Origin of the sequence: Spiribacter pallidus (genome assembly GCF_040838495.1) — a bacterium.
In the GTDB taxonomy this organism is placed as follows: Bacteria; Pseudomonadota; Gammaproteobacteria; order Nitrococcales; family Nitrococcaceae; genus Spiribacter; species Spiribacter pallidus.
The window spans coordinates 606,885-631,850 of sequence record NZ_JBAKFM010000001.1; the positions used below are offsets into that span (position 1 = coordinate 606,885).

Here is a 24,966-nt window from a genome sequence, read left to right on the forward strand (position 1 = left end):
CGTTTTCAAATCCCAACCCTAAAGCCTGCCGCGTCCACGGGAAAGGGCTTTAGCCGTGGGTGGCCCAGACCACACCGGTGTCGATTTCACCGCCCGGGCCCAGATCCAGCCAGCGGAAACCCGGCGGCGCCTCCCCCCGGGTAAAGTCGGCGGCACCGGGGCAGAAATCGGCGGCGGTGGAGGGGGCGCTGATCACCCGCGCCCCGCACCAGGGCCGGTCCACGGGGTGATGGATATGCCCGACCAGCACCGCACGAATGCGCGACTCGGCCTCGATCCGGGCCTGCAGCGCCGCCGGCCGCTGCAACGCGATGGCATCCAGCCAGGGGGTACCCACCGGGATGGGGGGGTGGTGCATGGCCACGATGACATGGTCGGTGGTCAACGCCTCGAGCGCTTCATCCAGCGCCGCCAGCTCGCCTTCGGCAAGCGCCCCCGGGACAGCGCCGGGGATCTGGGTGTTGAGCATGATCACCGTCCAGTCCCTCACCACCAGACTGCGGCCGGTGGTGATCAGCGGCCCGGCAAACGCCCGCGCCATCTGCCGGGGGTCATCATGGTTACCCGGGATGACCCGGCCGGGCAGCCCCAGGGTCGCCAGTTGCGCGGCCAGATCGTCATAGCCGGCGGCGCTTTCGTCATGGACCAGATCGCCGGTATGCAAAAGCCCGTGGGCATGAGCCGCCCAGGGCTTCATGGCGGCCAGCGTCCGGTTGAAGCGGTCACGGACGTTGACCCCGGCCTGCCGCTTGTCGGGGTCGGCAAAAAGATGCGTATCGCTTAGCTGCAGCAGACGCACCGGGCCCGCTGGGCTCATGTACCGGCCTCGCCGTGGATCCACAGCTGGCTGTACCAGTAAAAACGCCCCTCACCGGCCGGCGCGGTGCAGTTGTAACGGCTGCGGCCGACGGGCAGACGGCCGGTGGCCTGCACGGCGAAGCGCCGCCCGGGCTCGAGCCAGCGTGGATCGAGGCGCTGGTCCTGGTAGAAACAGGCGAGCCGGGCTTCGGGGATCGCCGCGTCGGGCGCCAGGGTCACGGTCAGGGTGGGCAGTTCGTCGGCCTCGCGCACCGGATCGAGGGGCGTCTGCGAGACCACCGGCAGGGGCAGGGCATCGACCTTGACGGCAAATCCGTCCATGTCGGCGTAATGCTCATTCATCGGAAAGCGCGGCAGCGCCAGCGAGTTGCTGTGGCGGCCGATGGCGCCGGAGTGCTGACCCAGGCCCACATAGCCGAGCTCGGCGACGACATCCATGAGCTCGATGCTGTATTCGCCAAACGGATAGGCCAGCAACGGCGGATCCTGGTGGACGGCTTCGCCCAACCGATCGACCAGCCGGCGCTGCGCGGTCTGGATGTCATTGACCACCCGCTCGCGCCACTGAGGTCGGGCCTCATTATCCCGCCGCAACTGAAGCGGCACGTGGCGGTGGGAGTGGTTGGCGAACCGGGCGCCCTCATCGGCCATGGCCGCCATCTCGGCCCAGGTCAGATAGCCGCTGTAGCCATCCGCCACCGGCCGGGTGTTGACGAAAATCGTATACGGCCAACCCCGCTCGGCCAGCATCGGATGCGCGACCCGGCCAACGCTTTCGTAGCCGTCATCAAAGGTGATCGCCACCGTGCGATCGGGCAGCGGCTCGCGGGTGCGCAGCGCCTCGACCACCTCGCCCAGGTCGACCACGTTGAAGTCGTTGCGCGCGAGATAGTCGAGATGCGCCGCGAACTGGGTGCGGGTGACACTGGTGCTGGGCGTCTCGGCGTTGCCGACGTGGTGGTACATCAACACCGTCGCGGCCAGATCCGGTGCCGAGGCGCCGGCCGGCCCGGCCAGCAGCACCAGCCCCAGCAGCCACCCCGGGACGCCGCCGGCGCGCCGGCGCGCCGGGTTAGAAGTTGATGTTGAACCCGGCGTAGACGCCATCGTCGAAATCCCGGTCACCACCGCGGGAGCGGCCGTCGTAGCTCAGCTCAATATTGCGATAGCCAACAAAGACATTGGCCTGCTCGAGGACCTGGAACTCGCCGCGTACGGCATATTCCTGATAGCCGTCGATATCGCTAAAACTGGTGGCCGAGGGCGCGTAGTAGAGGTTGCCGGCCACTGCGGCACGGTTGTAGTGCGGCAGCGTCCAGCGCAGCTTGCCGCCGATGGCAAGCGCGGCGCCGTCGGCGTCACGTCGGTCGTCCATGATCACCGGCAGCTTGCCGCCAATGCCGAGCACCAGCGCGTTGCGCCCCGGCTCGGGCCGGTCGACCAGATGGAGGTCGGCCTCGATGATCTCGCCGTCGTCATCGTGGATCATCAGCCCCCCGCCGGCCTCCAGCCCCTCCGGCGGCAGAGGCCGCAAAAACGACAGTTTGGCAGCGTCGCTGCTCAGATCCACACCCAGGGTATCCGCGCCGGCGGTGGCGGCGGCGAAGACCACGGATAAAAGCGCCCAACGGGCAGTCCTGAACCTCATGACCGGCACTCCTCAAAGCCAATGATTGACCCGGCTCATGATACACGCTCACCGCCGCGACGGCAGGCCGGTCCACGCCGTACAATGGAGCGAATCGGCAACGGGAGAAAACATGACCAACACCGCGGTCACCCAACTGCTCAAGACCCTCGACGCCGAATCGGTGGTGACCGATGCCCGGGCGATGGCGCCCTATCTCACCGAACAGCGGGGTCGGTTTGGCGGACACCCGGTGGCGGCGGTGATCCGGCCGGATACCCCCGAGGCGGTGGCCCGGGCGGTGACGGCGTGCCACGGGGCCGGTCTGGCTGTCATCCCCCAGGGCGGCAACACCGGGCTTTGCGGCGGCGCGGCGGCGCGGCCGGACGAGCAGGCCATCATCCTCTCGCTGGAGCGGCTCGACCGCATCCGCTCGGTGGATGCCGAGGATTTCAGTCTGGTGGCAGAGGCCGGCTGCCGGCTCAGCGCCGTCCAGGCCGCCGCCGCGGCCGTCGATCGGCTGTTTCCGCTGAGCTACGCCGCCGAGGCGGATTGTCAGATCGGCGGCAACCTGGCCACCAACGCCGGCGGCATGAACGTGCTGCGCTACGGCAACGCCCGGGACCTGACCCTGGGCGTTGAGGTGGTCCTCGCCGATGGCCGGATCTGGCATGGGCTCAAGCGTCTGCGCAAGGACAACAGCGGCTTTGACCTTAAGGATCTTTTCATCGGCGCCGAGGGCAGCCTGGGGATCATCACCGCCGCCAGCCTCAAGCTCTTTCCGGCCATCCGGCAAAGGGCCACGGCCATTGTCGGACTGGACAGCGTCGAGCGCGCCATCGCCCTGTTCAGCCAGCTGCGCCAGGCAAGCGGCGATGCGTTGAGCAGTTGCGAACTCATGGGTCGTCGGCCGCTCGAGTACGCCCTTGCCCATGACGCGCATTGTGTCGACCCGCTGCCGGCGCCCCATGCCTGGTATCTGCTCGTCGAAGCCAGCAGCAGCGCCGAGGACGTGGACCTGGCCGGCCGGCTGGAACAGGCCATGGCCGCTGCGGCCGTCGGCGACTACCGCATCGCCGGTGATGCCCCCACCGCCGCGGCGTTCTGGCGGCTGCGCAACACCATCCCGGCGGCCCAGAAAGTGGCCGGGGCCAGCATCAAAAACGATATCTCGGTGCCCATCAGCGGCATGGGCGAGTTCATCCAGCGCGCCGGCGAAGCGGTCATCGCCGCCTGCCCCGGGACGCGGATCTGTGCGTTTGGCCATCTGGGCGATGGCAACATCCATTTCAACCTCACCCGCCCCGAAGCCAGCGACGACGACGAATTTCTGGCTCGATGGGCCGATCTGACCGCGGTGGTGCACGACGAGGCGGTCCGGCTAGGCGGGTCGTTCGCCGCCGAGCATGGCATCGGCCAGTTAAAGCCGGCCGAGGTGCAACGGCTCAAGGACCCGGTGGAACTGGCGCTGATGCGCAATCTCAAAGCCGCACTGGACCCGGCCGACACGCTCAACCCGGGCAAGGTGGTGCCGCTGCGGGATCAGTCGGCCTGACGGGCCTCGCGTCGGCGCAGCAGGTAGGCGGCGTAGAAGCTGCCGATGGCCGGGGCAAAGGTCAGCGCCGTGGTCAGCCAGATGGTGGCGTTGGCCGGGTCGAGCAGCAGATCCACTGTCGCCGGGCCCAGCTTCATCCACAGCGCGCCCACGCTGATGCCGACGATGTTGACCGCCAGCGCCAGAAAGACCCAGCCCAGGATGCGAAAGACCTTTGGCAGGTCACCCATGGTTTGTCTCCTCGCCAAGGCTTGTCCCGCGCATCATAGCGCGGCGACACCGTCGGTGTGCGCGGCGGCCAGATCGCGGGCCAGACCAGCGGTGACCGCCGGCGGGATCGGCCCGATGGGCGCGAGGTTGACCCCCAGCCGGGGCACCGGCGGGGCAATGGTCCGGGCCTCATCAAGGATCGCCTGCCAGGTCCGATGGATCTGCTCGACCGAGCGCCCGGTGATCTTGGTCTCGTCAGCAACCAGCCAGGCCTCGAGGTCCTCGGGCACCCCCACCCCCAGCCACTGCAGAAAGCGCAGGTTGCGCACGCTGCGGATTGGACAGAAAGCCACCAGCACCTCGGCCGGTGCCTGGCCCGCCGCCGACAGCGCCGCGAGCATCTGCGAGAAGCCATCCGACTCGTAGAGGATCTGCGTGGTAAAGAAATCGGCCCCGGCGCCGACCTTCTCGGCCATGCGTGCGGCCTCATCCCGCCGGCTGGGGATGCAGATATTGCCGATGCGAAGCCCCGGCACCCCATCGGCGTCGCGCAGCAGCGCGTTGGCCCGGGCCACCCCGGGGCCGGGGTAGCGCACCGATCGGCGGCCACCGCCTACCAACACCATCTGCCGGACGCCGCAGCGCTCCCAGGTCTCGCGGGCCCAATCCACCAGGGCCTGCTCGGAGTGATGGTGGACCACCACGTGGTTGATCATGCACTCGATACCCAGCCGCTCGCGGATGATCTGCGCCAGATCCCGGGGTGCCATGCGCGGCGCGAAGGGCTGGCGGCGCTCGCCCTTGTCGCTGCGCGCCGGCTCTTCGTGGATCTCGGGGATATTGACCAGATCCACCGGTGTGTCGGCCTGCACCGCGGCGACTTTCTTGAGCACCTTCTCCAGCGCGGCCTGGCCCCGGTGGCGTTCCGGCGGAACGGCTTCAAGTACGGTTTTCACGGATAATGGCTTCCGAAGCGGGTCATCGTCGAAAAGACTCGGCAGTCTCTGATGCGGCCCCGAGCGCGTCAAGTGCCGGCAGCCGCCGGCGCGAGGATGTTAATCTTGGTGCTGGTCAGCCGGAGGACGCCATCGATGAGATATCTACCCAGACTGATCCTTCTGGCCGCAACCGCGGTCATCCTCACCGCCTGCGCCCAGGGCACGCAGACCCTGCGGTTATCGCCCACGCCGGCGGCGGTGGAATCGCTGGTCGGCTCGGGACAGAGCCTGGGGCTGAGCGTGGAGGACGCGCGCACCGATCGCGACCTGGGCATGCTGGAAAACCCCGATGGCAGCATCGCCCGGTTGATGCCGGCCCAGCAGATCACCTACACACTGCAACTGGCCGCCGCCGAGACCCTGCGCGGCTACGACTTCGAACCCAGCCTCTGGGACGAGGCCCGCACCCCCCGGCTTGAAATCCGCATCGAAACCCTCGACCACCAGGTCACCGCCGGGGTGCCCTATGAGCTGGCCACCGAGGTGGCGCTGACCGCCACCGGCTACGCCGACGGTCAACGCTACACCACCCGCTCGGGGACCACCCTCACCCGGCAACGCCCCCTGCCCCCCACAGCGGATGCCAACGCCGATGCCATTAACACCGCCCTCAGCCGCGCCCTGGGGCAGCTGCTGGACGACGAACTGGCCCGATTCCTGGCCACAGGCCGATAACCACGACGATGCACTCCGGCGATGCACGAATGAACGCCCTGCCCCAGCCGGCCAGCGACTGGGCGCTTTTTCTGGATTTTGACGGCACGCTGGTGGAAATCGCCGACCACCCCGATGCGGTGGTGGTGCCCGAGACCCTGCCGGGGCTTTTAAAGCGACTGGCCGCGACCCTGGACGGCGCAGTCGCCATCGTCTCGGGACGCAGCCTGGCGGGCCTGGATGCCCTGCTTGACGGGGCACTGCCGGCCATGGCCGGGGTCCACGGGCTGGAGCGCCGGGATGGACGCGGCCAGACCTACGCGCCGCTTGATCGCACCCCGGCATTCCGCCAGGCCCGGGCGGCGGTCCAGGCCTTCGTCGAAGACCACCCGGGCACGGTGATGGAGGACAAGGGCAATGCCATCACGCTGCACTTCCGCGGCGCCCCGGCGGCAGCCGACGCCGCGCGGGCCATGCTGAGCGCGCATTGCCACGCCATGGGCGATGAGTTCGTGCTCATGGACGGCAAACAGGTCCTCGAGCTCAAGCCGGCGGATCAACACAAGGGCACGGTGGTCCAGACCTATATGCGCGAGCCCCCCTTCGCCGGCCGGGTGCCGGTGTTCATGGGCGATGATGTGACCGACGAGTACGCCTTCGCCGCGGTCAATCAACTGGGCGGCCATACCATCCGGGTGGGCGATGGCGATCGCGCCACCGCCGCGCACCACACCATCGACTCTGTTAACGAGGCACTGCAATGGCTGAACCGTCTGGCGAGACAACTGGCCGACCACCGCTAGATCTGGAGCTGGGGGTCATCGGCAACTGCCAGGTGGCCGCACTGGTGGACGAGCGGGGCAGCATCGTCTGGTCCTGCCTGCCCCGGTTTGACGCCGAACCGGCCTTCTCGCGGCTGGTGGACACCCAGGATCGGGGGCAGTTTGCCATCGAGCTCTGCGACCCCTGCCATACCCAGCAGTACTACCGACGCAATACCGCGGTGCTCTGCACCGAGCTCACCGACCGCCACGGCGCGGTGCTGCGCATCACCGATTTCTGCCCCCGCTTTCGTCAGTACGGCCGTTTCTATCGGCCGGTGATGATCATCCGCCGGCTCGAGGTGCTGCGGGGCAACCCCGTGATCCGCGCCCGGCTGCGCCCGTCGATGGGCTGGGACGGCGAAGCGCCGGCCGCCACCCGGGGCAGCAACCATGTCCGGTTTCTGCGCAACGACCAGGTGTTGCGGGTCACCACCGATGCCCCGCTCACCCATGTGCTCGATGAAACCCCTTTTGTGGTGGATGGGACCATGACCTTCGTCCTTGGCCCGGACGAGAGCGTCAAGGAGTCGGTGGATGCCATGGGCCGGCGCTTTCTCGAGCTGACCGAGGACCACTGGCGCGAGTGGTCCCGCTCGCTGGCCATTCCCTTCGAGTGGCAGGCCTCGGTGATCCGGGCGGCGATCACCCTCAAGCTCTCGGCCTACGAAGACACCGGCGCGGTGATCGCCGCGTTCACCACTTCGATCCCCGAGGCGGCGGCCACCCAGCGCAACTGGGACTATCGCTACTGCTGGCTGCGGGATGCCTATTTTACCGTCCATGCCCTCAACCGCCTGGGCGCCACCCGCACCATGGAGGGCTTTCTGCGCTATATCATCAACCTGGTGGCCGGCACGGATGACAGCCGCCTGCAGCCGCTCTACGGCATCGGCGGCGAGCGCCGCATCGAAGAGACCACCGCCGATGCGCTGGGTGGCTACCGCGGCATGCAGCCGGTGCGCGTGGGCAATGCCGCTTACCGGCAAAACCAGCACGATGTCTACGGCACGGTGGTGCTCGCCGCCACCCAGGCGTTCTTTGACCAGCGCCTCGACCGTCCCGGCGATCGGGCGCTCTATCATCGCCTCTGCGCCCTCGGCGAGGAGGCCGCCCGGCTCTATGACCAGCCCGACGCCGGCATCTGGGAGTATCGCGGCCGGACCCAGGTGCATACCTACTCGGCGATGATGTGCTGGGCGGCCTGCGATCGGTTGGCCCGCATCGCCGGCCAGCTCGAGCTCGACGCCGATGCCCGGCGCTGGCGCGATGAGGCCGATCGCATGCACGCCGATATCTGCCGCCAGGCCTGGAATGCCACTGAAAACGCCTTCACCGAGACCTTCGGCGGCGAGACCATGGACGCCAGTCTGCTGCTGATGCACGAACTGGGGTTCATGGCCGCCGATGACCCCCGCTTTGTCGGCACCGTCGAGGCCATCGAGCGGCACCTGCGACGCGGCGATCACCTCTTTCGCTACGCCGCCGAGGATGACTTCGGCCTGCCCGAGAACGCCTTTAACATCTGCACCTTCTGGTTCATCGACGCCCTCGATGCCATCGGCCGGGGCGATGAGGCGCGGGCCCTTTTCGAGAACATGCTCGGCCACCGCACCCGGCTGGGGCTGCTCTCGGAAGATCTCGACACCCAGAGCGGCGAGCTGTGGGGCAACTTCCCGCAGACCTACAGCATGGTGGGGTTGATCAACTCGGCCATGCACCTGAGCCGCCCCTGGGAGGAGGCGCTATGAGCCGTCTAGTGGTGGTCTCCAACCGGGTCCCCAATCCCGGCTCGGGCCAACCCCAGGCCGGTGGACTGGCGGTGGCGTTGACCGATGCCCTCAAACGCCGGGGTGGGCTTTGGTTTGGCTGGAACGGCCAGCTCAGCCAGTCGGCGGTGACCCGCCCGCGGGTGGCGCATCACGAGGGCATCGACTACGCCACCCTGCCCCTTGCCAAGCCCGACTACGACGACTTCTACCTGGGCTACGCCAACGCGGTGATCTGGCCGGTGTTTCATTTCAACCTGGGGGCCATGGATTACCAGCGCCGCTACGGCGAAGCCTATCGCCGGGTCAATGCGCTGTTCGCCGATGCCCTGGCGCCGCTGATCGAGCCCGACGACATCCTCTGGGTCCACGACTATCACCTCATGCCCCTGGCGCGGGAGCTGCGCGAACGCGGCATCGGCAACCGCATCGGCTTTTTCCTGCATATCCCCTTTCCCGACTACGATGTGCTGCGGGCGATGCCCGGCCACCGCCAGCTGCTCGAGGATCTGTGCCGGTTTGATCTTCTGGGTTTCCAGACCCGTAACGACCAGCACGCTTTCGAGGAATCCGCCGGCCGGGCCATCGGCGCGCTGGTCCACGCCCCCGGGGCGTTGCGGCACCGCAATCACCCCTTTGGCACCGGGGTCTATCCGGTGGGCGTCGCCGTGGACGAGCTGGCCCGCACCGCGGCGCGCACGCTGACCACCAACCGTGTCCGCCGGCTGCTCAACGGCCTGGGCGAGCGCGATCTGATGATTGGTGTCGACCGGCTGGACTACTCCAAGGGCCTCGAGCAGCGGTTCCGGGCCTTTGAGGCGCTGCTCGAAGACTACCCCCACCGCCGCGGTCACACCGTGCTCATGCAGATCGCCAGCCCTTCGCGCAGCAGCATCAGCGAATACGCCGATCTGCGCCAACGCCTGGAGGGACTGGCCGGGCATATCAACGGCACCTACGCCGACCTCGACTGGGCACCGCTGCATTATCTCAACCGAACCTTTGCCCGGGGCTCGATCATGGGGCTCTACCGCGCTGCCCGGGTGGGCCTGGTCACCCCGCTGCGCGATGGCATGAACCTGGTGGCCAAGGAGTTTGTCGCCACCCAGGATCCGGACAACCCCGGCGTGCTGGTGCTCTCGGAGCTTGCCGGCGCCGCCGCCGAGCTCACCGATGCCATCCGGGTCAACCCCTACGACATCGATGCCATCGCCGCCGGCGTCAACCAGGCGCTGGCCATGCCGCTGCCCGAGCGGCGCCGGCGGCACGAGGCGATGATGACCACCCTGCGGGAGAACGACATTGGTGCCTGGGAACAGCGCTTCCTCGACGACCTTGGCGTTGCCCGGGCTTGATCCGGCCACGCCCGCCCGGCGTCGGATCATGCACCTGGACATGGATGCCTTTTTTGCCGCTGTGGAGCTGCGCCGGCGGCCCGAGCTGCGCGGCCAGCCCATGGTCGTGGGCGGCCGGGGTGATCCGTCCCGGCGGGGCGTGGTCTCGACCTGTACCTACGAGGCCCGAGTCTATGGCATTCACTCGGGCATGGCCCTTCGCACCGCCGCGCGCCTCTGCCCCGATGCGGTCTTTCTGCCCGTGGACATGGCCGCCTACCGCGAGGCCTCGGAGGCGGTGTTCCGGCATCTCCACCGGGTCACACCGGTGATCCAGGCGGTGGGGCTGGACGAGGCCTATCTCGATGTCAGCGACCGGACCGGTGATGCGGTGGCGCTCGCCCGGGCGCTCAAGCAGTCGATCCGCGAGGATACCGGCCTGGTGGCCTCGGTGGGCATCGGCCCCAACCGGCTGCTGGCCAAGATCGCCTCGGATCTGGAAAAGCCCGACGGGCTGACCTGTCTGGGCCCGGACGATCTTGAGGATCGGGTCTGGCCGCTCAACGCCCGGGTGCTCCACGGTGTGGGGCCCAAAACCGGCGCGCGTCTCGCCGGCCTGGGCATCGAGACCGTGGGAGACCTGGCCCGGACACCGCTTACGACCCTGGGTAGCGAGTTCAGCGAGCGCCACGCCCGGGCTTTGCATGACGCCGCCCACGGGCGCGACGAACGGCCGGTCCAGTCGCAGCGGGTGCGCAAATCCATTGGCCGCGAGCGCACCTTCCAGACCGACTGCCGCAGCAGTGCCCGACTGGCCTGGGAGGCCGAGCAGATGCTCACCGAGGTCCACACCCGGCTGTGCCAACGCCATCTGCTGGCCCGCACGGTGACGGTCAAGATCCGCTATCGCGACTTCACCACCCATACCCGCTCGCAGAGCCTGACCGGCCCTACCGATGACTTTGCAACGCTGGCACAGACCACCCGCGCCTGCCTCTATGCCCATCGCCTGCACCGGGCCGTGCGCCTGCTGGGCGTCCAGCTCGCCGGCCTTGAGGACAGCCACCCGGAACCCGCCCGACCATGAATACCCTCGCCGCCATCCTCGGGGCCCTGGTCCCGCTTTTTGGTCTGATCGTGATCGGCGCCGCCCTGGCCCGGGCGGATTTCCCCGGCGAAGGGTTCTGGCCGGATCTGGGTCGATTGATTTATTTCTTTCTCTTCCCCGCGCTGCTTATCGAGAGTCTGGCCACCGCCGATGTCGACCCGGCCCGGCTGGTCCCGGTGTTCCTGGCCGCCGGCGGCACCATCGCCCTGGGCAGTGCGCTGACCTTTGCCCTGCAGCCCCTGCTGCGACTCAACGGGCCCGATCTGACCTCGCTCTACCAGGGCGGCATCCGCTTTAACACCTACCTGGGGATCGCGGTGGTGCTGGCGGTCTACGGCGAGCCGGCGATGGCGGTGACCGCGGTGGTGATCGCCATCATGGTGCCGCTGATCAACCTGGGCTGTGTGCTGGTGCTGAGCCGCTTCAACAACACCCCCACCACCGCCGCCTATATCGCCGGCAGCCTGGTGAAAAACCCCCTGATCATCGGCTGTGTGCTCGGGCTGCTGCTCAACGTCGGCGGCATCGGCCTGCATCCGTGGCTTAGCAGCCTGCTCGAGATCGCCGGCAGCGCCGCCGTCCCGCTGGGGTTGATCAGCGTCGGCGCCGGTCTTCGCATGGGCGCACTCCGGCGCACCGGCGCGCCGATGGTGGGAGCGGCCGCCGTCAAGCTCATCGCCATGCCGGCCATCGCCTGGGCCCTGGCGGTGGGCATCGGCCTGAGCACGCTCGAGACCCAGGTCCTGGTGCTTTTCGCCGCGCTGCCCACCGCCACCTCGGCCTACATCCTGGCCCGTCAGATGGGTGGCAATTTTCGCCTGGTCGCCGGCATGCTGACGCTGCAGACGGCCATCTCGGCGCTGACGCTGCCGCTGGTACTGGCTTTGCTTGCCCGCCACCTGGGCTGATCCCGGCTGTCACAACGCAGGCGCTGATGTTCGTTACACTGGGTATGTTGCTATGCAGCATGCCAGGAGCATCCGATGACCATTCGCAACCTCAACGCCCTTTTCAAGCCCCGGTCGGTCGCCGTCATCGGGGCCAGCCGCCGTCCCGGATCCGTGGGTGCGGTGCTGGCACGCAACCTCTTTCGCGGCGGGTTCGACGGGCCGATCATGCCGGTCAACCCCAAGCATGACGCCATCGAGGGGGTTCTGTGCTATCCCGATATCGATGCCCTGCCCATGACCCCGGATCTGGCGGTGATCTGCACGCCGCCGGATACCGTGGCGGGTATCGTCGAGGCGCTGGCCCGTCGGGGGACCCGCGGGGTGGTGGTGATTACCGCCGGCTTTGGCGAGGGCGGCGACGAGGCCGGCGAGCAGCGCCGTCAGGCGGTACTGGATGCGGCACGGCCGCAGCTAACCCGCATCATCGGGCCCAACTGCCTGGGCATCCTAGTGCCGCGCATCGGGCTCAATGCCAGCTTCTCGCACCTGGCACCGCCCCGAGGACGGCTTGCCTTTGTCACCCAGTCCGGCGCCATCGTCACCTCGGTGCTGGACTGGGCCAAGCGCCGGGGCATCGGCTTTTCGCACATGATCTCGCTGGGGGACATGGCGGATGTGGACTTTGGCGATACCATCGATTACCTGGCCAATGACCCGGACACCCGGGCGATCCTTCTGTATGTCGAGGCCATCACCGACGCACGCAAGTTCATGTCCGCCGCCCGAGCAGCGGCCCGCATGAAACCGGTGATCGTGGTCAAATCCGGCCGCCACGCGGCAAGCGCCCAGGCGGCCGCCTCGCACACCGGGGCGTTGGCCGGCTCGGATGCGGTCTACGACACCGCCTTCCGGCGGGCCGGCATGTTGCGGGTGGACACCCTGGGCGAGCTCTTTGCCGCCGTCGAGACGCTGGCCTCGACCGAACCCCCGGCCGGCGACCGATTGACCATCCTGACCAACGGCGGTGGCATCGGCGTTCTGGCCACCGACGCACTGGTCGGCCAGGGCGGCCACCTCGCCGAACTCGACGACGACATCACCACCGCGCTGGATGAGGTGCTGCCGGCCACCTGGTCGAAGGGCAATCCGGTGGACATCATCGGCGACGCCCCGGGCAAACGCTACGCCGACGCCCTGGCGGTGCTCGCCGACAATGCCGAGACCGATGCCATTCTGGTGCTCAACTGCCCCACCGCGGTGGCCGACAGCATGGATGCGGCCGAGGCGGTGATCGCCGAGCATCAACGCTGGCAGGCCTCGGGCAGCGGTCAGCGCCCGGTCATGCTGACCTCGTGGGTGGGCGAACACACCGCCCAGGACGCCCGTCGGCGGTTTGCCGAGGCGGGCATCCCCAGCTACACCACCCCCGAGGCGGCGGTGCGGGCGTTCATGCACATGGTGGCCTATCGGCGCAGTCAGGAGCAGCTGCTCGAGACCCCGCCGTCGGTGCCCGAGCTCTTCCAGCCCGACCATGACCGGGCCAAGCGTTTGATTGACCGGGCAGTGGATGAAGATCGGGCCATCCTAAGCGAGCCCGAGGCCAAATCCCTGCTCGCCGCCTACGGCATCGATGTGGTGCCCACCGAGGTTGCTGCCACACCGGCGGCGGCGGGCGAGGCGGCGGAACGGCTGGGGCTGCCCGCCGCCATCAAGATCCTCTCGGCGGATATCACCCATAAAAGCGACGTCGGTGGGGTGGTGCTGGATCTCGAGACCGCCGAGGGCGTGCGCAGCGCCGCCGAGGCCATGCAGCGGCGGGTGGCCAAGACCTATCCGGATGCGGACCTGCAGGGCTTTAGCGTCCAGCCCATGGTCAAGCGCGCCGGCGCCTGGGAGCTGATCGCCGGGTTCACCGAGGATGCCCAGTTCGGGCCGGTGGTGCTGTTCGGCCAGGGGGGCACGGCGGTGGAGGTGATCCGCGACCAGAGCCTGGCGCTGCCGCCGCTCAACCTCAAACTGGCCAAGGACATGGTCTCGCGCACCCGCATCTACCGCCAGCTCCAGGGCTATCGCGACCGCCCGGCGGCGGACCTCGAGGCCATCGCGCTGACCCTGACCCGCATCGCGCAGATCGCCGCCGATCTGCCGCGGATCAAAGAGCTCGACATCAACCCGCTGCTGGCCTCGGCGGGTGGCACCATCGCGCTGGACGCCCGCATCCGGGTGGGTGAGGCCGGCGACGGCGCCGGCCGGCTGGCCATCCGGCCCTATCCGCGTGAGCTCGAGACACGGGTCCGTGCCGATGACGGCAGCGACTATCTGCTCCGCCCCATCCTGCCGGAGGATGAACCGGCGCTGCACCGGGCGTTTTCGCATCTGACCCCGGAACAGATCCGGCTGCGGTTTTTTGCCCCCATGAAGCAGCTAAGCCACATGGCGGCGGCGCGTTTTACCCAGATCGACTATGACCGCGAGATGGCGCTGATCATCACCGACCCGGACCGGGTGCCCGGCGAGGCCGAGCTCTATGGCGCGGTGCACATCCACGCCGACCCGGATGGCGAGCAGGCCGAATACTCCATCGTGGTCCGCCACGAGCTCACCCGTCAGGGGTTGGGACGGATTCTCATGGAGCATGTCATCGACTATGCCCGGCAGCGGGGCATCGGGGCGATCACCGGCGAGGTCCTGCGCGAGAACCAGCCCATGCTCGCGCTCTGCCGGCAACTGGGATTCAGCGAGCGGACCGACCCCGACGACCGGGACATCATCGAGGTCCAATTGCCGTTGAACGACGCCGGCTAGCCCTGGCGGTATTTGAGGATTTCCATGAGCTCGGCGACGATGCGCTCGTCATCCCCCCGGGCCTGGGCGTTGGTGACATGGTGGCGCAGATGACTGCGCAGCACCGTGTCACCCACCCGGTCCAGGGCGGCGTTGATCGCCTTTAACTGGCGCAGCACATCCACGCAGTAGACATCGTCGCGCTCGAGCATCCGCACCACCCCCTCGACATGCCCACGCACCGAGGCCAGTCGCCGGCGCGCGTCTTCGCGAACATTCGCATCAAGGGTCAGTTCGCAATGGGTCTTCTCATCCATGGGCCACCTCCGGCTGTGGCGTGGTCGACCCGGCGGAGGGCGCCGGCGAAAACCGCCGCAGCCGCAGGGAGTTGGTGAGCACAAAAAGGCTCGACAGGCTCATCGCCGCCGCGGCGGCCATGGGGTTGAGCAACCAGCCGGTAAACGGGAAGAGCAGCCCCGCCGCCACCGGGATGAGCAGGACGTTGTAGCCATAGGCCCAGACGAAGTTGCCGATGATGGTGCGATGGGTGCGCCGGGCCAGGCTCAAGGCATCGCGGATGCCATTGAGATCGGCGCGCATCAGCACCGCGTCGCCGGATTCGATGGCCACGTCGGTGCCGGTGCCAATGGCGATGCCCACATCGGCCCGGGCCAGGGCCGGCGCGTCGTTGATGCCATCCCCGACAAACATCACCCGCTGGCCATCCGCCTGCAGCCGGCCGACCTCGCGGGCCTTGCCATCGGGCAGGACCCCGGCCATGACCTCGTCGATGCCCAGCTGCCGGGCCAGCGCATCGGCGGTGGCCTGCTGGTCACCGGTGACCATGGCCACCCGCAGGCCGGCGGCCTTGAGGTCGTGGATGACCGCGGCGCTCTCGGGTCGGGGCGGATCGGCGATGCCCACCACCCCCAGCAGTTGGCCATCCACTGCGGCATAGACCACCGTGCGGGCGTCCCGGGCGAGTCTGGCCACGGCGTCGGCCACCGCCGTGGTGTCGACCCCGAGCCATTCCATGTAATGGGCCGCGCCCACGTGGACGTAGCGACCCTCGACCTGCGCGGTAATGCCATAGCCACTCACCGCGTCAAAGTCCGTGGCCGCGGAGAGAGACAGACCACGCTCCCGGGCGGCGCTGACAATGGCCTCGGCCAGCGGATGTTCGCTGTGCTGCTCCACTGCGGCGATCATGGCAAGGGCCTCGTCCTCGGCGCCGCTCGGGACCACCAGATCCGTCATCCGGGGCTGACCAACGGTGAGCGTGCCGGTTTTATCCAGCACCACCGTATCCGCCCGGGCCAGCGACTCGAGGGCCGCCCCGCGGCGCATGAGCATGCCCTGCTCGGCGCCCTTGCCGGTGGCCACCATGATCGCCGTCGGGGTGGCAAGCCCCATGGCACAGGGGCAAGCGATGAGCAGAACACTCACCGTCGCGACGAATGCATACGAGAGGACCGGCTCGGGCCCGACGGTCAGCCACACGGCAGCGGTGGCCAGTGCCACCACCAGCACGATGGGGACGAACACGCCGGCCACCCGGTCGGCCATGCGCTGGATGGGCGGCTTTTCGGCCTGGGCGCGTTCGACCATGTCGATGATCCGCGCCAGCACCGTCTCGCCGCCCACCCGGGTCACGTCAAAGGTCAGCGAACCGCTGCCATTCACCGTCCCGGCACTGAGCTCATCCCCCGCGGCCTTGGCCACGGGCACGGGCTCGCCGGTGAGCATGGACTCATCCACCCGTGACTGGCCCTCGCGCACATGGCCATCCACGGGGATGCGTTCACCGGGCCGCACCAGCACCCGGTCACCCACCGCGACCGCGTCGACGTCCACTTCGACCGGCTCGTCATCGCGCATGACCCGGGCGGTCCGCGACTGCAACCGCAGCAGCCGCTGAATGGCCTGCGATGTCCGGCCGCGGGCGACCTGCTCGAGGTAGCGACCGGCGAGGATGAGGGTGACGATCACGCCGGCGGCCTCAAAATAGCTGCCGGCGGTGCCGGCGGGAAAAAGCCCCGGCACCAGCAGCACCAGCAGCGAGTAGAGATAGGCGGCCCCGGCACCGATCATCACCAGGCTGCTCATGGCCGGCGCGCGGTGGAGCATCTCGGCCAAGCCGCGGACGAAGAACTCGCGACCGGCCCAGAACACCACCGGGGTGGCCAGCAGCCACTCGATGCCAATCCAGGCGCGTTCCGGCAGCAACGTGTGGAAAAACGCCTGCCCACCGGGCAGGTGTCGACCCATGGCGATGATCACCAAAGGCACGGTAAAGACCGCCGCCAGGCGCAACCGCTGCAAAAGCAATGCCTGTTCGCGGGCCGCCGGATTCTCGTCGTTGGCCTTGCCGCCCGGCGCCTCGGCCCGTTCGGCTCCGTAGCCCGTCGCCTCCACCGCGGCGACCGCCTGATCGGCGGCGGTGGTCGGATCCACCGACCCGTCCAGCTGGATCTGGGCCTTGCCGGTGCCCAGGTTGACGCTTGCGCTCTGCACCCCGTCGACACCGTTTATCGCCGTCTCGGCACGGCGCACGCAACTCGCGCAGTTCAGCCCCGAAATGGTCAGGGTGAGGGTTTGCTCGCTCATGGTCATGCATCGCTAACTGCCATCTGATGCTTTGATTCTACCCCTCCCCCCGGGGGGTCGGTCAATCGGCAGAAAGCGGCACCCCAAAAGAAAAGGGGGCCCGCAGGCCCCCAAGGTTCCGGATGAGGAGATGGGTCCGGATTACATGCTCTCGCGCCAGCTCGCAACGAGCTCGTCGTAGGGCACGGTCTGGCCCTGTGGCTTCTCGTTGTCGACCGGTGGCTTGGGTGCGCCGGGCTGGTTAAACCAGTACTCGGCATCCCGCTCTTCGTTGAGGCGCGGTCCGCAACGCTCCTGGACACCCGCACGCTCGAGACGCTCCATGACCCGGTCCTGCTCTTCGGCCAGGTTGTCCATGGCCTGCTGCGGGGTCACCTCGCCGGTGACGGCCGCGGCCACGTTGGACCACCAGAGCTGGGCCAGACGCGGATAGTCGGGCACGTTGGTGCCGGTATCAGTCCACATCTCGCGGTCGGGGCTGCGGTAGAACTCGACCAGACCACCCAGACGCGGTGCCCGCTCGGTCATCGACTCATGCATGATGTCGGACTGGCGGATCGGGGTGAGGCCCTCGTGGAACTTCTTCAGCGAGACCACCTTGGAGGTAACGAACTGGGCATACAGCCAGGCCGCCTTGCGACGCTCGGGATCGGCGTGCTCGAAGAAGGTCCAGGAACCGATGTCCTGATAACCCACCTTCATGCCTTCTTCCCAGTACGGGCCGGACGGCGAAGGGGCCATGCGCCACTTCGGCGTGCCGTCGTCGTTCACCACCGGCGTGCCCTCCTGGGCCATCGAGGCGGTAAAGGCGGTGTACCAGAAGATCTGCTGCGCGATCTGACCCTGGGCCGGGACCGGGCCCGCCTCGGAGAAGGTCATGCCGGAGGCCTCCGGCGGCGCATAGGCATCGAGCCAGTCGATGTACTTGGTCAGGGCGTAAACCGCGGCCGGGCCGTTGACCGCACCACCCCGGGTCACGTCAGAGCCCGCCGGATGGCAGTCTTCGACGCGGATGCCCCACTCGTCCACGGGCAGGCCGTTGGGCAGGCCCTTGTCACCGGCGCCGGCCATGGAAAGCCACGCATCGGTGAAACGCCAGCCCAGCGACGGGTCCTTCTTGCCGTAGTCCATGTGGCCGTAGACCTCGCGGCCGTCCAGCTCACCGGCATGCTCGGTGAAGAACTCGGCGATGTCCTCGTAGGCGGACCAGTTGGTGGGCACACCCAGCTCATAGCCGTAGATGTCCTCGAACTGCGCCTGCAGATCCTCGCGCTGGAACCAGTCGTAGCGGAACCAATAGACGTTGGCGAACTGCTGGTCCGGGAGCTGGTACATCTTGCCGTCGGGCGCGGTCACCGCGTCCAGGCCGATGAAGTCATCCAGATCCAGATAGGGCGAAGTCACCTCCGCGCCCTCACCTTCCATGTAATCGGACAGCGGGATGACCTGACCATACCGGTAATGCGTGCCGATGAGGTCGGCATCGTTGACGTAGCCGTCATAGATGCTCTCGCCGGACTGCATCTCGGTCTGCAGGGCCTCGATGACATCCCCTTCACCGATGAGGTTATGGGTGAGATTGATGCCCGTGATCTCGCTGAAGGCCTCGGCCAGCACACTGGCCTCGTACTCGTGGGTGGTGATGGTCTCGGAGACCACCGAGATATCCATGCCGCGGAACGGCTCCGCGGCGTCGATGAACCACTCGAGCTGCTCGAGCTGCTCTTCGCGGGTCAGCGTGGATGGCTGGAACTCGTCCAGGTACTGCTCGGCAACAGCCATTTGCTCGGCGGTGGCGGCATGGACACTGCCCATTCCACCCACACCCAGGGCGGCCGCAACGGCAAGCGCCGTCCAGGGCCGCATGGCGCTTTTCTGCTGTTTCATTTCGTTCTCCTCCTGGAGGGGATCCATGTGATCCCGGTTTCCAAGGGCAGCGGCACCGGCCCATCCGGCACTTGCCCGTTTCATGCCATGCACCCGGCCCGGGGGGCGGGCGCAAGCCGGTCAGCCCCAGCGCATCATCACCGCTGCATAGGCAACGGAAATGGCCGAGGCAATCAAAAGGCTCGCGTCCGAGAACGCCAGCCAGATGAGATGGATGAACGCCGAGCCCAGCAGGCTCATGAAAAGCCGATCGCCCCGGGTCGTGGGCACCGGCAGAAAGCCGCGCCGCTCGTAGGTGGGGATGACGAACTGCAGCACGCCAAAGACCACCAGCATCACCACAATGGCTGCAAAAAAGATGGCCACCGGCTGCGTCCAGGCCATCCACGCCAGATTGAATCCTGCTTCCGCATTCATGCCGTCACTCCAATCAGACCCGGCCCAGGGCGAAGCCGCGGGCGATGTGTTTGCGCACGAACCAGATCACCAGCGCCCCGGGCACCAGGGTGAGCACACCGGCGGTGGCCAGAAGCCCCCAGTCCAGGCCCGAGGCACTGACCGTCCGGGTCATGGTCACGGCAATGGGCTTGGCTTCGGTGGAGGTGAGCGTGCGCGCCAGCAGCAGCTCCACCCACGAGAACATAAAGCAGAAAAACGCCGTGACGCCCACGCCGGAGCGGATCAAGGGCAGGAAGATCGTGATGAAAAACCGCGGCCAGGAATAGCCATCGAGATAGGCGGTCTCGTCGATCTCCTTGGGCACGCCGGACATGAACCCTTCCAGGATCCACACCGCCAGCGGCACGGTGAAAAGCGTATGCGCGAGCGCCACCGCGATGTGCGTGTCATAGAGCCCGACGCTCTGGTAGAGCTCGAAAAACGGCAGCAAAAACACCGCCGGCGGCGCCATGATGTTGGTCAGCAGCCAGAAGAACAGGTGCTTGTCGCCCAGAAAGTTGTAGCGCGAAAAGGCATAGGCCGCCGGCAACGCCACCGTCAGCGAGATGATGACGTTCATCAACACATAAAGCGTTGAGTTGATATAGCCGGGATACCAGGTCGGGTCGGTGAATATCTTGATGTAGTTATCCACCGTCAGGTTCTGCGGCCACAGCGAAAAGGTCGAGAGGATTTCCTGGTTGGTCTTCAGCGACATCATGACCAGCCAGTAGATGGGCAGCATCAAAAAGACCAGCCACAGGCCCAGGAAGATGTAACGACGCCTCGAGCCCATCGATCAGCCCTCCCGGTCCATGTTGAGAATGGTCAGATAGAAGACGTAGCTAAAAAGCAGAATGATCAGAAAGTAGACCAGCGAGAACGCCGCCGCTGGCCCCAGATCGAACTGCCCCACGGCCATGGTCGTCAGGCTCTGACTGAGGAATGTCGTGGCGTTGCCCGGGCCACCGCCGGTGAGCACGAACGGCTCGGCATAGATCCGGAAGCTGAAGATGAACCGCAGCAAAATGGCAATGAGCAGCACGCCCTTTAACTTGGGCAGCTCGATATAGCGGAACACCGCCCAGCGCGAAGCGCCATCGATCCGCGCGGCCTGGTAGAAGGCATCCGGGATGGCCTGCAGGCCGGCGTAACAAAGCAGGATCACCAGCGAGGTCCAGTGCCAGACATCCATCACCAGCACCGTGAACCAGGCATCCAGCGAGTCGCCGGTGTAGTTGTAGTCAAGCCCCAGGCTGTTGAGTGTGACACCGGCCAGGCCCACATCCGGGCGGGCGAAGACCTGCCAGATGGTGCCGACCACATTCCACGGCACCAGAAGCGGCAGCGCCAGCAGCACCAGGGCAAACGACACGCCGATGCCCTTTTTGGGCATGCATAGCGCCAGGCCGATGCCCAGCGGAATCTGGATGAAAAGCACCGCCGCCGAGAAGATGATCTGCCGGACCAGCGCCCCATGCAGGGCCGGGTCGCGGAGGACTTCCTTGAACCACTCGGTGCCCACGAAAAACCGCGAGTCCGGCCCGAAGATGTCCTGCACCGAGTAGTTGACCACGGTCATCAGCGGCATGATGGCGCTGAACGCCACGACCAGCACCACCGGCAGGACCATCAGCCACGCCCATTGGTATTCGCGCTTATCCACAGCTATTTCCCTCCACCGACCAGTCGATCGTCGGCATAGAGCAGCGCATGCTCCCGGGGGAAGACCACCTCGAGGCCATCGCTGCCAATCTTCTCGGACTCTTCCAGGCGGACATGGAGCTTCTGGCTGCCCAGATAACCGGTGACCAGCTCGTAATCGCCCAGGTCTTCGACGTTCTCGACCTGCAGGGTCAGGCCCTTCTCGCCGGCGGCGGCGGTGCGAATCAGCCCCGGGCGGATGCCCAGTTGCAGCAGTCCGCCGGCTTCACCGGCGGCCTGCGCCATGGCCGGGTCCACCGCCACCCGATGGCCTTCGATGAGCGCCTCGCCGCCCTCGACCTGGCAGTCAAAGAAGTTCATCCCGGGGCTGCCGATGAAATAGCCGACAAAGGTGTGCTCGGGGCGCTCGAAAAGCGCCTGGGGGGTACCCACCTGCAGCACCTGGCCGGCCAGCATGACCACCACCTTATCGGCGAAGGTCAGCGCCTCGGTCTGGTCATGGGTGACATACACGAGCGTCAGATTGAGCTGCTCATGCACCTCGCGGAGCTTGCGGCGGAGCTGCCATTTAAGATGCGGGTCGATGACCGTGAGGGGCTCGTCGAAGAGCACCGCGGCCACGTCCTCGCGGACCAGCCCCCGGCCCAGCGAGATCTTTTGCTTGGCATCGGCGGTAAGATTTTTGGCGCGGCGCTTTAATACATCCTCGAGCCCCAGCATGCCAGCGATCTGGGTGACGCGCCGCTCGACGTAGTCCTCGCCCAGCTTGCGGTTGCGCAGCGGGAAGGCCAGGTTATCGAACACGCTCATGGTGTCGTAGATGACCGGAAACTGGAAAACCTGGCCGATGTTGCGCTGCTCGGGCGGCAGGGTGGTGACATCGCGCTCGCCGAACATCACCCGGCCCTGAGAGGGCTGGAGCAGCCCGGAGATGATGTTGAGCAACGTGGTCTTGCCGCAGCCCGAGGGGCCCAACAGCGCGTAGGCGCCGCCGTCTTCCCAGACATGCTGCATGGGCTGCAGCGCATAGTCACCGCCGGGGGCGTACTGATGGGCAAGGTTGTTGAGTTCGATACGGGCCATGGTGTTATCCGCGTTCGCTGGCCGGCGCCGCCGCCAGGTTGTCTGATCCATCAAAGGCGTAGGCGCGGGCCAGATCGATGTGGGCCGAGAAGGCGTCGCCCGGATGGACCTGATGCACGCCGCGCTCTTCCACGACCCAGTCGCGGCCGTTGATCTCGATATGGACATAGGTCACCGAACCGGCGATCTCCGCCACCTCGACCTCACCGGCCAGGGCAACCCGGTCATCCGTCGCCTGGGCATACAGATGGTGGGGCCGGATCCCAAGGGTGTAGCTACCAGCCGCCAGATCCCGCATGTGGGCCGGCAGCGGCGCGCTGAAAAGCCCCTCGGCATGGATCTGCCCGTCGTCGACACGGACCGGCATGAGGTTCATAGGCGGGTCGGCGAAGACCTGCGTCACGGTGGTGTTGGCCGGGTGGCGGTAGCATTCGGCGGTGACGCCATGCTGGACCACCCGGCCTTCGTGCAGCACGGTGGTCTTGCCGCCCAGCACCAGGGCTTCTTCGGGCTCGGTGGTGGCATAGACCACCACGGTGTCCCGGTCGGCAAAGAGGTTGCGCAACTCCGAGCGCAGCCCCTCGCGAAGCTTGTAGTCAAGGTTGACCAGCGGCTCATCCAGCAACACCAGCTTGGCGTCGCGGACCAGCGCCCGGGCCATGGCGCAGCGCTGCTGCTGACCGCCGGAGAGCTCCGATGGCAGCCGGTCGATGAGGTGATCGATCCCCAGGCGCTCGGCTTCGGTCCGTACCCGCCGGTCGATCTCGGCTTTTGACAGCTTGGCGAGCTTGAGCGGCGAGGCGATGTTGTCGTAGACGCTCAGCGACGGGTAGTTGATGAACTGCTGATAGACCATGCCCACCGAGCGCTTGCGCACCGGCACCGCAGTCACATCCGTGCCGTCTTCGATCACCCGCCCCGAGTTGGGGGGCTCGAGCCCGGCCATGATGCGCATCAAGGTGGTCTTGCCGGCCTCGGTCAGGCCCAGCAGCACGTTGAACTCGCCGCGCTCGAAGGTCAGGTTGATATCACTGAGGAATACCTCACCATCGACGGTGCGGTTCACCCCCTCCAGGACCAGCCCCATTATGCAGTTGCCCTCTTGTCGTTCTGCCCGGCATACCAGGCGGCCACCCGCTCACGCTCGGCCGGCGTGAGCATCAACCCCAGCTTGCTGCGCCGCCAGATTGCATCCTCGGCGGTCATCGCCCACTCGGCCTCGGCCAGATAGCGCAGCTCGGCCTCATACAGATCGGCTCCGAAGTGCTCTCCCAGATCATCCAGTGACGCCGCCTCCCCCAGGATCTGCTCGGTACGCGTGCCGTAGTTGCGCGCCAGCCGCCAGGCCATGTCCTGCGGCAGCCACGGCCGGGCCGCGCACAACCGCTCGAGGTAGTGCTCGAAATCACCCCCCGGGATATCCCCGCCCGGCAATGCCGCTTTGCCGGTCCAGTCGTCGATCGGCGCGCCGAGCAGCGGTGCGACCTGATCCACCGCCTGGCGGGCCAGGGTGCGGTAGGTGGTGATCTTGCCGCCAAACACCGACAAAAGCGGTGCAGCGCTGCTGTCGAGATCGAGGCTGTAGTCGCGGCTCACCGCCGAGACGTCCGCTTCGTCGGACTCGTCATAGAGCGCCCGGACGCCGGAGTAGGTCCAGACCACGTCCGCCGGCTCGATGCCTTGCTTGAAATAGCGGTTGACCGCATCGCAAAGATACTGGATTTCGTCGTCGCTGGCTTCGGCCTCGGCGGGGTTGCCCTCGTAGGCGACATCGGTGGTGCCGATGAGGGTGAAATGCTGCTCGTAGGGGATGGCAAAGATCACCCGGCCGTCGTCGTTCTGGAAAAGATACGAGGCCTCGTGATCGAACATCCGAGGCACCACGATATGGCTGCCCTTGACCAGATGCACGTCCTTGTCGTCGTTGCGATGCATGGCATCACTGAGCAGTCGTGCCACCCAGGGGCCGGCGGCGTTGATCACCGCCCGGGTGTTGACCCGCGTGGTCTTGCCGCTGACCGTGTCGGTGAGTTCCACCGACCAGTGCTCGTCACTGCGCTGGGCGTCGGTGCAGCGGGTCCGGGGCAGCACGGTGCCGCCGCGGGCCTCCACATCCATGCAGTTGAGCACCACCAGCCGCGAGTCCTGGACCCAGCAATCGGAGTACATAAAGCCTTTCTTGAGGCTGTCCTTGAGCGGCTTGCCGGTGTAGTGGGTCTGCAGGTTCAACCCCCTGGAGCCGGGCAGCTTCTTGCGCCCGCCCAGGTGGTCGTAGAGGAAAAGCCCCATGCGGATCATCCAGGCCGGGCGCAGTTCTTTGACATGGGGCATGACAAACCGCAGCGGCCAGATGATGTGCGGGGCGATGCCCATGAGCACCTCGCGCTCGGCGAGGGCTTTTTGCACCAGACGGAATTCGTAATATTCGAGATAGCGCAGCCCGCCGTGGACGAGCTTGGTGCTGGCCGACGAGGTGTAATTGGCCAGATCGCCCTGTTCGCAAAGCAACACGCGCAGCCCGCGGCCGGCCGCGTCCCGAGCGATGCCCGCGCCGTTGATGCCGCCGCCGACCACAACCAGGTCGTAGGAATCGTTCCGCTGATGATCGGAAGACACGTGCGCCTCTCCTCCAGCCTGTAATTGGGCCGCTATATTGCCGCCTCTTGATGTTCGGTTTCAAACATACCAGCCGGAAAAGGGGTGTCAAGCGAACATTT

Annotated in this window: 22 protein-coding genes; 8 read left to right on the forward strand and 14 right to left on the reverse strand. The window is 67.0% G+C overall.

Annotated features, from left to right (window positions below; genetic code table 11):
- Nucleotides 1-49 precede the first annotated feature (49 nt).
- From V6X73_RS03080 to V6X73_RS03090, 3 genes are read right to left on the reverse strand one after another with little or no spacing between them, the layout of a single operon-like run.
- Nucleotides 50-817, reverse strand: coding sequence for a metallophosphoesterase (locus V6X73_RS03080; RefSeq protein ID WP_367957794.1), 768 nt, complete (start codon nucleotides 815-817; stop codon nucleotides 50-52).
- The gene (locus V6X73_RS03085; protein WP_367957793.1) at nucleotides 814-1,926 is read right to left on the reverse strand and encodes a polysaccharide deacetylase family protein; all 1,113 of its coding nucleotides are present in this window, start codon (nucleotides 1,924-1,926) and stop codon (nucleotides 814-816) included. The genes V6X73_RS03080 and V6X73_RS03085 overlap by 4 nt, the downstream gene beginning before the upstream one ends.
- Complete coding sequence (locus V6X73_RS03090; protein WP_367957792.1) at nucleotides 1,892-2,467, reverse strand: YfaZ family outer membrane protein; 576 nt, start codon at nucleotides 2,465-2,467, stop codon at nucleotides 1,892-1,894. Before V6X73_RS03090 ends, V6X73_RS03085 begins: the two co-directional genes overlap by 35 nt.
- Nucleotides 2,468-2,579: 112 nt before the next feature.
- Here V6X73_RS03090 and V6X73_RS03095 point away from each other — a divergent pair, with 112 nt between their 5' ends.
- Nucleotides 2,580-4,001, forward strand: a complete 1,422-nt coding sequence (locus V6X73_RS03095) for an FAD-binding oxidoreductase (protein ID WP_367957791.1) — start codon at nucleotides 2,580-2,582, stop codon at nucleotides 3,999-4,001.
- On the opposite strand, the gene V6X73_RS03100 is transcribed toward V6X73_RS03095, so the two are convergent.
- Together V6X73_RS03100 and V6X73_RS03105 are read right to left on the reverse strand one after the other, a co-directional pair.
- Nucleotides 3,989-4,231, reverse strand: coding sequence for a hypothetical protein (locus V6X73_RS03100; protein ID WP_367957790.1), 243 nt, complete (start codon nucleotides 4,229-4,231; stop codon nucleotides 3,989-3,991). The two genes, V6X73_RS03095 and V6X73_RS03100, sit on opposite strands and share 13 nt — an antisense overlap.
- Nucleotides 4,232-4,264: 33 nt before the next feature.
- Nucleotides 4,265-5,167 carry a mycobacterial-type methylenetetrahydrofolate reductase gene (locus tag V6X73_RS03105; RefSeq protein ID WP_367957789.1) on the reverse strand — a complete coding sequence of 301 codons (903 nt, stop codon included), beginning with the start codon at nucleotides 5,165-5,167 and terminating at the stop codon, nucleotides 4,265-4,267.
- Nucleotides 5,168-5,302: 135 nt separating this feature from the next.
- On the opposite strand from V6X73_RS03105, the gene V6X73_RS03110 reads away from it, so the two are divergent.
- From V6X73_RS03110 to V6X73_RS03140, 7 genes are all read left to right on the forward strand, one after another.
- Nucleotides 5,303-5,884: a YajG family lipoprotein gene (locus V6X73_RS03110; protein WP_367957788.1), complete on the forward strand. Its 582-nt coding sequence runs from the start codon at nucleotides 5,303-5,305 to the stop codon at nucleotides 5,882-5,884.
- Between the two features lie 29 nt (nucleotides 5,885-5,913).
- Entirely contained in the window at nucleotides 5,914-6,666 is a 753-nt protein-coding gene (otsB, locus tag V6X73_RS03115; RefSeq protein WP_367957787.1) for a trehalose-phosphatase, read from the forward strand.
- Nucleotides 6,624-8,435: a glycoside hydrolase family 15 protein gene (locus V6X73_RS03120; protein ID WP_367957786.1), complete on the forward strand. Its 1,812-nt coding sequence runs from the start codon at nucleotides 6,624-6,626 to the stop codon at nucleotides 8,433-8,435. Before otsB ends, V6X73_RS03120 begins: the two co-directional genes overlap by 43 nt.
- Entirely contained in the window at nucleotides 8,432-9,808 is a 1,377-nt protein-coding gene (locus tag V6X73_RS03125) for an alpha,alpha-trehalose-phosphate synthase (UDP-forming) (protein ID WP_367957785.1), read from the forward strand. Before V6X73_RS03120 ends, V6X73_RS03125 begins: the two co-directional genes overlap by 4 nt.
- Complete coding sequence (gene dinB, locus V6X73_RS03130; protein ID WP_367957784.1) at nucleotides 9,795-10,874, forward strand: DNA polymerase IV; 1,080 nt, start codon at nucleotides 9,795-9,797, stop codon at nucleotides 10,872-10,874. The genes V6X73_RS03125 and dinB overlap by 14 nt, the downstream gene beginning before the upstream one ends.
- A complete protein-coding gene (locus V6X73_RS03135) occupies nucleotides 10,871-11,803 on the forward strand; it encodes an AEC family transporter (protein ID WP_367957783.1) in 933 nt (310 codons plus the stop codon). Before dinB ends, V6X73_RS03135 begins: the two co-directional genes overlap by 4 nt.
- A 75-nt stretch (nucleotides 11,804-11,878) precedes the next feature.
- The gene (locus tag V6X73_RS03140; RefSeq protein WP_367957782.1) at nucleotides 11,879-14,590 is read left to right on the forward strand and encodes a bifunctional acetate--CoA ligase family protein/GNAT family N-acetyltransferase; all 2,712 of its coding nucleotides are present in this window, start codon (nucleotides 11,879-11,881) and stop codon (nucleotides 14,588-14,590) included.
- Here the strand turns inward: V6X73_RS03140 and V6X73_RS03145 are convergent.
- The 9 genes from V6X73_RS03145 to glpD form a co-directional block, all read right to left on the reverse strand.
- Nucleotides 14,587-14,886: a metal-sensitive transcriptional regulator gene (locus tag V6X73_RS03145; RefSeq protein ID WP_367957781.1), complete on the reverse strand. Its 300-nt coding sequence runs from the start codon at nucleotides 14,884-14,886 to the stop codon at nucleotides 14,587-14,589. The genes V6X73_RS03140 and V6X73_RS03145 overlap by 4 nt on opposite strands.
- On the reverse strand, nucleotides 14,879-17,176 hold the full coding sequence (locus tag V6X73_RS03150) for a heavy metal translocating P-type ATPase (RefSeq protein WP_367957780.1): 2,298 nt from the start codon (nucleotides 17,174-17,176) through the stop codon (nucleotides 14,879-14,881). Before V6X73_RS03150 ends, V6X73_RS03145 begins: the two co-directional genes overlap by 8 nt.
- A gap of 141 nt (nucleotides 17,177-17,317) precedes the next feature.
- Nucleotides 17,318-19,063, reverse strand: a complete 1,746-nt coding sequence (locus V6X73_RS03155) for an ABC transporter substrate-binding protein (RefSeq protein ID WP_367957779.1) — start codon at nucleotides 19,061-19,063, stop codon at nucleotides 17,318-17,320.
- A gap of 120 nt (nucleotides 19,064-19,183) precedes the next feature.
- Nucleotides 19,184-19,480: a DUF2160 domain-containing protein gene (locus V6X73_RS03160; protein ID WP_367957778.1), complete on the reverse strand. Its 297-nt coding sequence runs from the start codon at nucleotides 19,478-19,480 to the stop codon at nucleotides 19,184-19,186.
- A gap of 13 nt (nucleotides 19,481-19,493) precedes the next feature.
- Nucleotides 19,494-20,297, reverse strand: a complete 804-nt coding sequence (locus V6X73_RS03165) for a carbohydrate ABC transporter permease (protein ID WP_367957777.1) — start codon at nucleotides 20,295-20,297, stop codon at nucleotides 19,494-19,496.
- A 3-nt stretch (nucleotides 20,298-20,300) separates the two neighbouring features.
- Nucleotides 20,301-21,167 (reverse strand): carbohydrate ABC transporter permease, encoded by an 867-nt coding sequence (locus tag V6X73_RS03170; protein WP_367957776.1) that lies wholly within the window; start codon nucleotides 21,165-21,167, stop codon nucleotides 20,301-20,303.
- Between the two features lie 2 nt (nucleotides 21,168-21,169).
- Nucleotides 21,170-22,249 carry an ABC transporter ATP-binding protein gene (locus tag V6X73_RS03175; RefSeq protein WP_367957775.1) on the reverse strand — a complete coding sequence of 360 codons (1,080 nt, stop codon included), beginning with the start codon at nucleotides 22,247-22,249 and terminating at the stop codon, nucleotides 21,170-21,172.
- 4 nt (nucleotides 22,250-22,253) lie between these two features.
- A complete protein-coding gene (locus tag V6X73_RS03180; RefSeq protein ID WP_367957774.1) occupies nucleotides 22,254-23,336 on the reverse strand; it encodes an ABC transporter ATP-binding protein in 1,083 nt (360 codons plus the stop codon).
- Nucleotides 23,336-24,865 carry a glycerol-3-phosphate dehydrogenase gene (gene glpD / locus V6X73_RS03185; protein WP_367957773.1) on the reverse strand — a complete coding sequence of 510 codons (1,530 nt, stop codon included), beginning with the start codon at nucleotides 24,863-24,865 and terminating at the stop codon, nucleotides 23,336-23,338. The genes V6X73_RS03180 and glpD overlap by 1 nt, the downstream gene beginning before the upstream one ends.
- Nucleotides 24,866-24,966: the final 101 nt, after the last annotated feature.

What these genes read in the sequence shown, in the direction of transcription:
- V6X73_RS03080 (WP_367957794.1), bottom strand. Translation starts at nt 817, where the DNA reads ATGAGCCCAGCGGGCCCGGTGCGTCTGCTGCAGCTAAGCGATACGCAT.
- V6X73_RS03085 (WP_367957793.1), bottom strand. Translation starts at nt 1,926, where the DNA reads ATGGCGTCTACGCCGGGTTCAACATCAACTTCTAACCCGGCGCGCCGG.
- V6X73_RS03090 (WP_367957792.1), bottom strand. Translation starts at nt 2,467, where the DNA reads ATGAGGTTCAGGACTGCCCGTTGGGCGCTTTTATCCGTGGTCTTCGCC.
- V6X73_RS03095 (WP_367957791.1), top strand. Translation starts at nt 2,580, where the DNA reads ATGACCAACACCGCGGTCACCCAACTGCTCAAGACCCTCGACGCCGAA.
- V6X73_RS03100 (WP_367957790.1), bottom strand. Translation starts at nt 4,231, where the DNA reads ATGGGTGACCTGCCAAAGGTCTTTCGCATCCTGGGCTGGGTCTTTCTG.
- V6X73_RS03110 (WP_367957788.1), top strand. Translation starts at nt 5,303, where the DNA reads ATGAGATATCTACCCAGACTGATCCTTCTGGCCGCAACCGCGGTCATC.
- otsB (WP_367957787.1), top strand. Translation starts at nt 5,914, where the DNA reads ATGAACGCCCTGCCCCAGCCGGCCAGCGACTGGGCGCTTTTTCTGGAT.
- V6X73_RS03120 (WP_367957786.1), top strand. Translation starts at nt 6,624, where the DNA reads ATGGCTGAACCGTCTGGCGAGACAACTGGCCGACCACCGCTAGATCTG.
- V6X73_RS03125 (WP_367957785.1), top strand. Translation starts at nt 8,432, where the DNA reads ATGAGCCGTCTAGTGGTGGTCTCCAACCGGGTCCCCAATCCCGGCTCG.
- V6X73_RS03135 (WP_367957783.1), top strand. Translation starts at nt 10,871, where the DNA reads ATGAATACCCTCGCCGCCATCCTCGGGGCCCTGGTCCCGCTTTTTGGT.
- V6X73_RS03140 (WP_367957782.1), top strand. Translation starts at nt 11,879, where the DNA reads ATGACCATTCGCAACCTCAACGCCCTTTTCAAGCCCCGGTCGGTCGCC.
- V6X73_RS03145 (WP_367957781.1), bottom strand. Translation starts at nt 14,886, where the DNA reads ATGGATGAGAAGACCCATTGCGAACTGACCCTTGATGCGAATGTTCGC.
- V6X73_RS03150 (WP_367957780.1), bottom strand. Translation starts at nt 17,176, where the DNA reads ATGAGCGAGCAAACCCTCACCCTGACCATTTCGGGGCTGAACTGCGCG.
- V6X73_RS03155 (WP_367957779.1), bottom strand. Translation starts at nt 19,063, where the DNA reads ATGAAACAGCAGAAAAGCGCCATGCGGCCCTGGACGGCGCTTGCCGTT.
- V6X73_RS03160 (WP_367957778.1), bottom strand. Translation starts at nt 19,480, where the DNA reads ATGAATGCGGAAGCAGGATTCAATCTGGCGTGGATGGCCTGGACGCAG.
- V6X73_RS03165 (WP_367957777.1), bottom strand. Translation starts at nt 20,297, where the DNA reads ATGGGCTCGAGGCGTCGTTACATCTTCCTGGGCCTGTGGCTGGTCTTT.
- V6X73_RS03175 (WP_367957775.1), bottom strand. Translation starts at nt 22,249, where the DNA reads ATGGCCCGTATCGAACTCAACAACCTTGCCCATCAGTACGCCCCCGGC.
- V6X73_RS03180 (WP_367957774.1), bottom strand. Translation starts at nt 23,336, where the DNA reads ATGGGGCTGGTCCTGGAGGGGGTGAACCGCACCGTCGATGGTGAGGTA.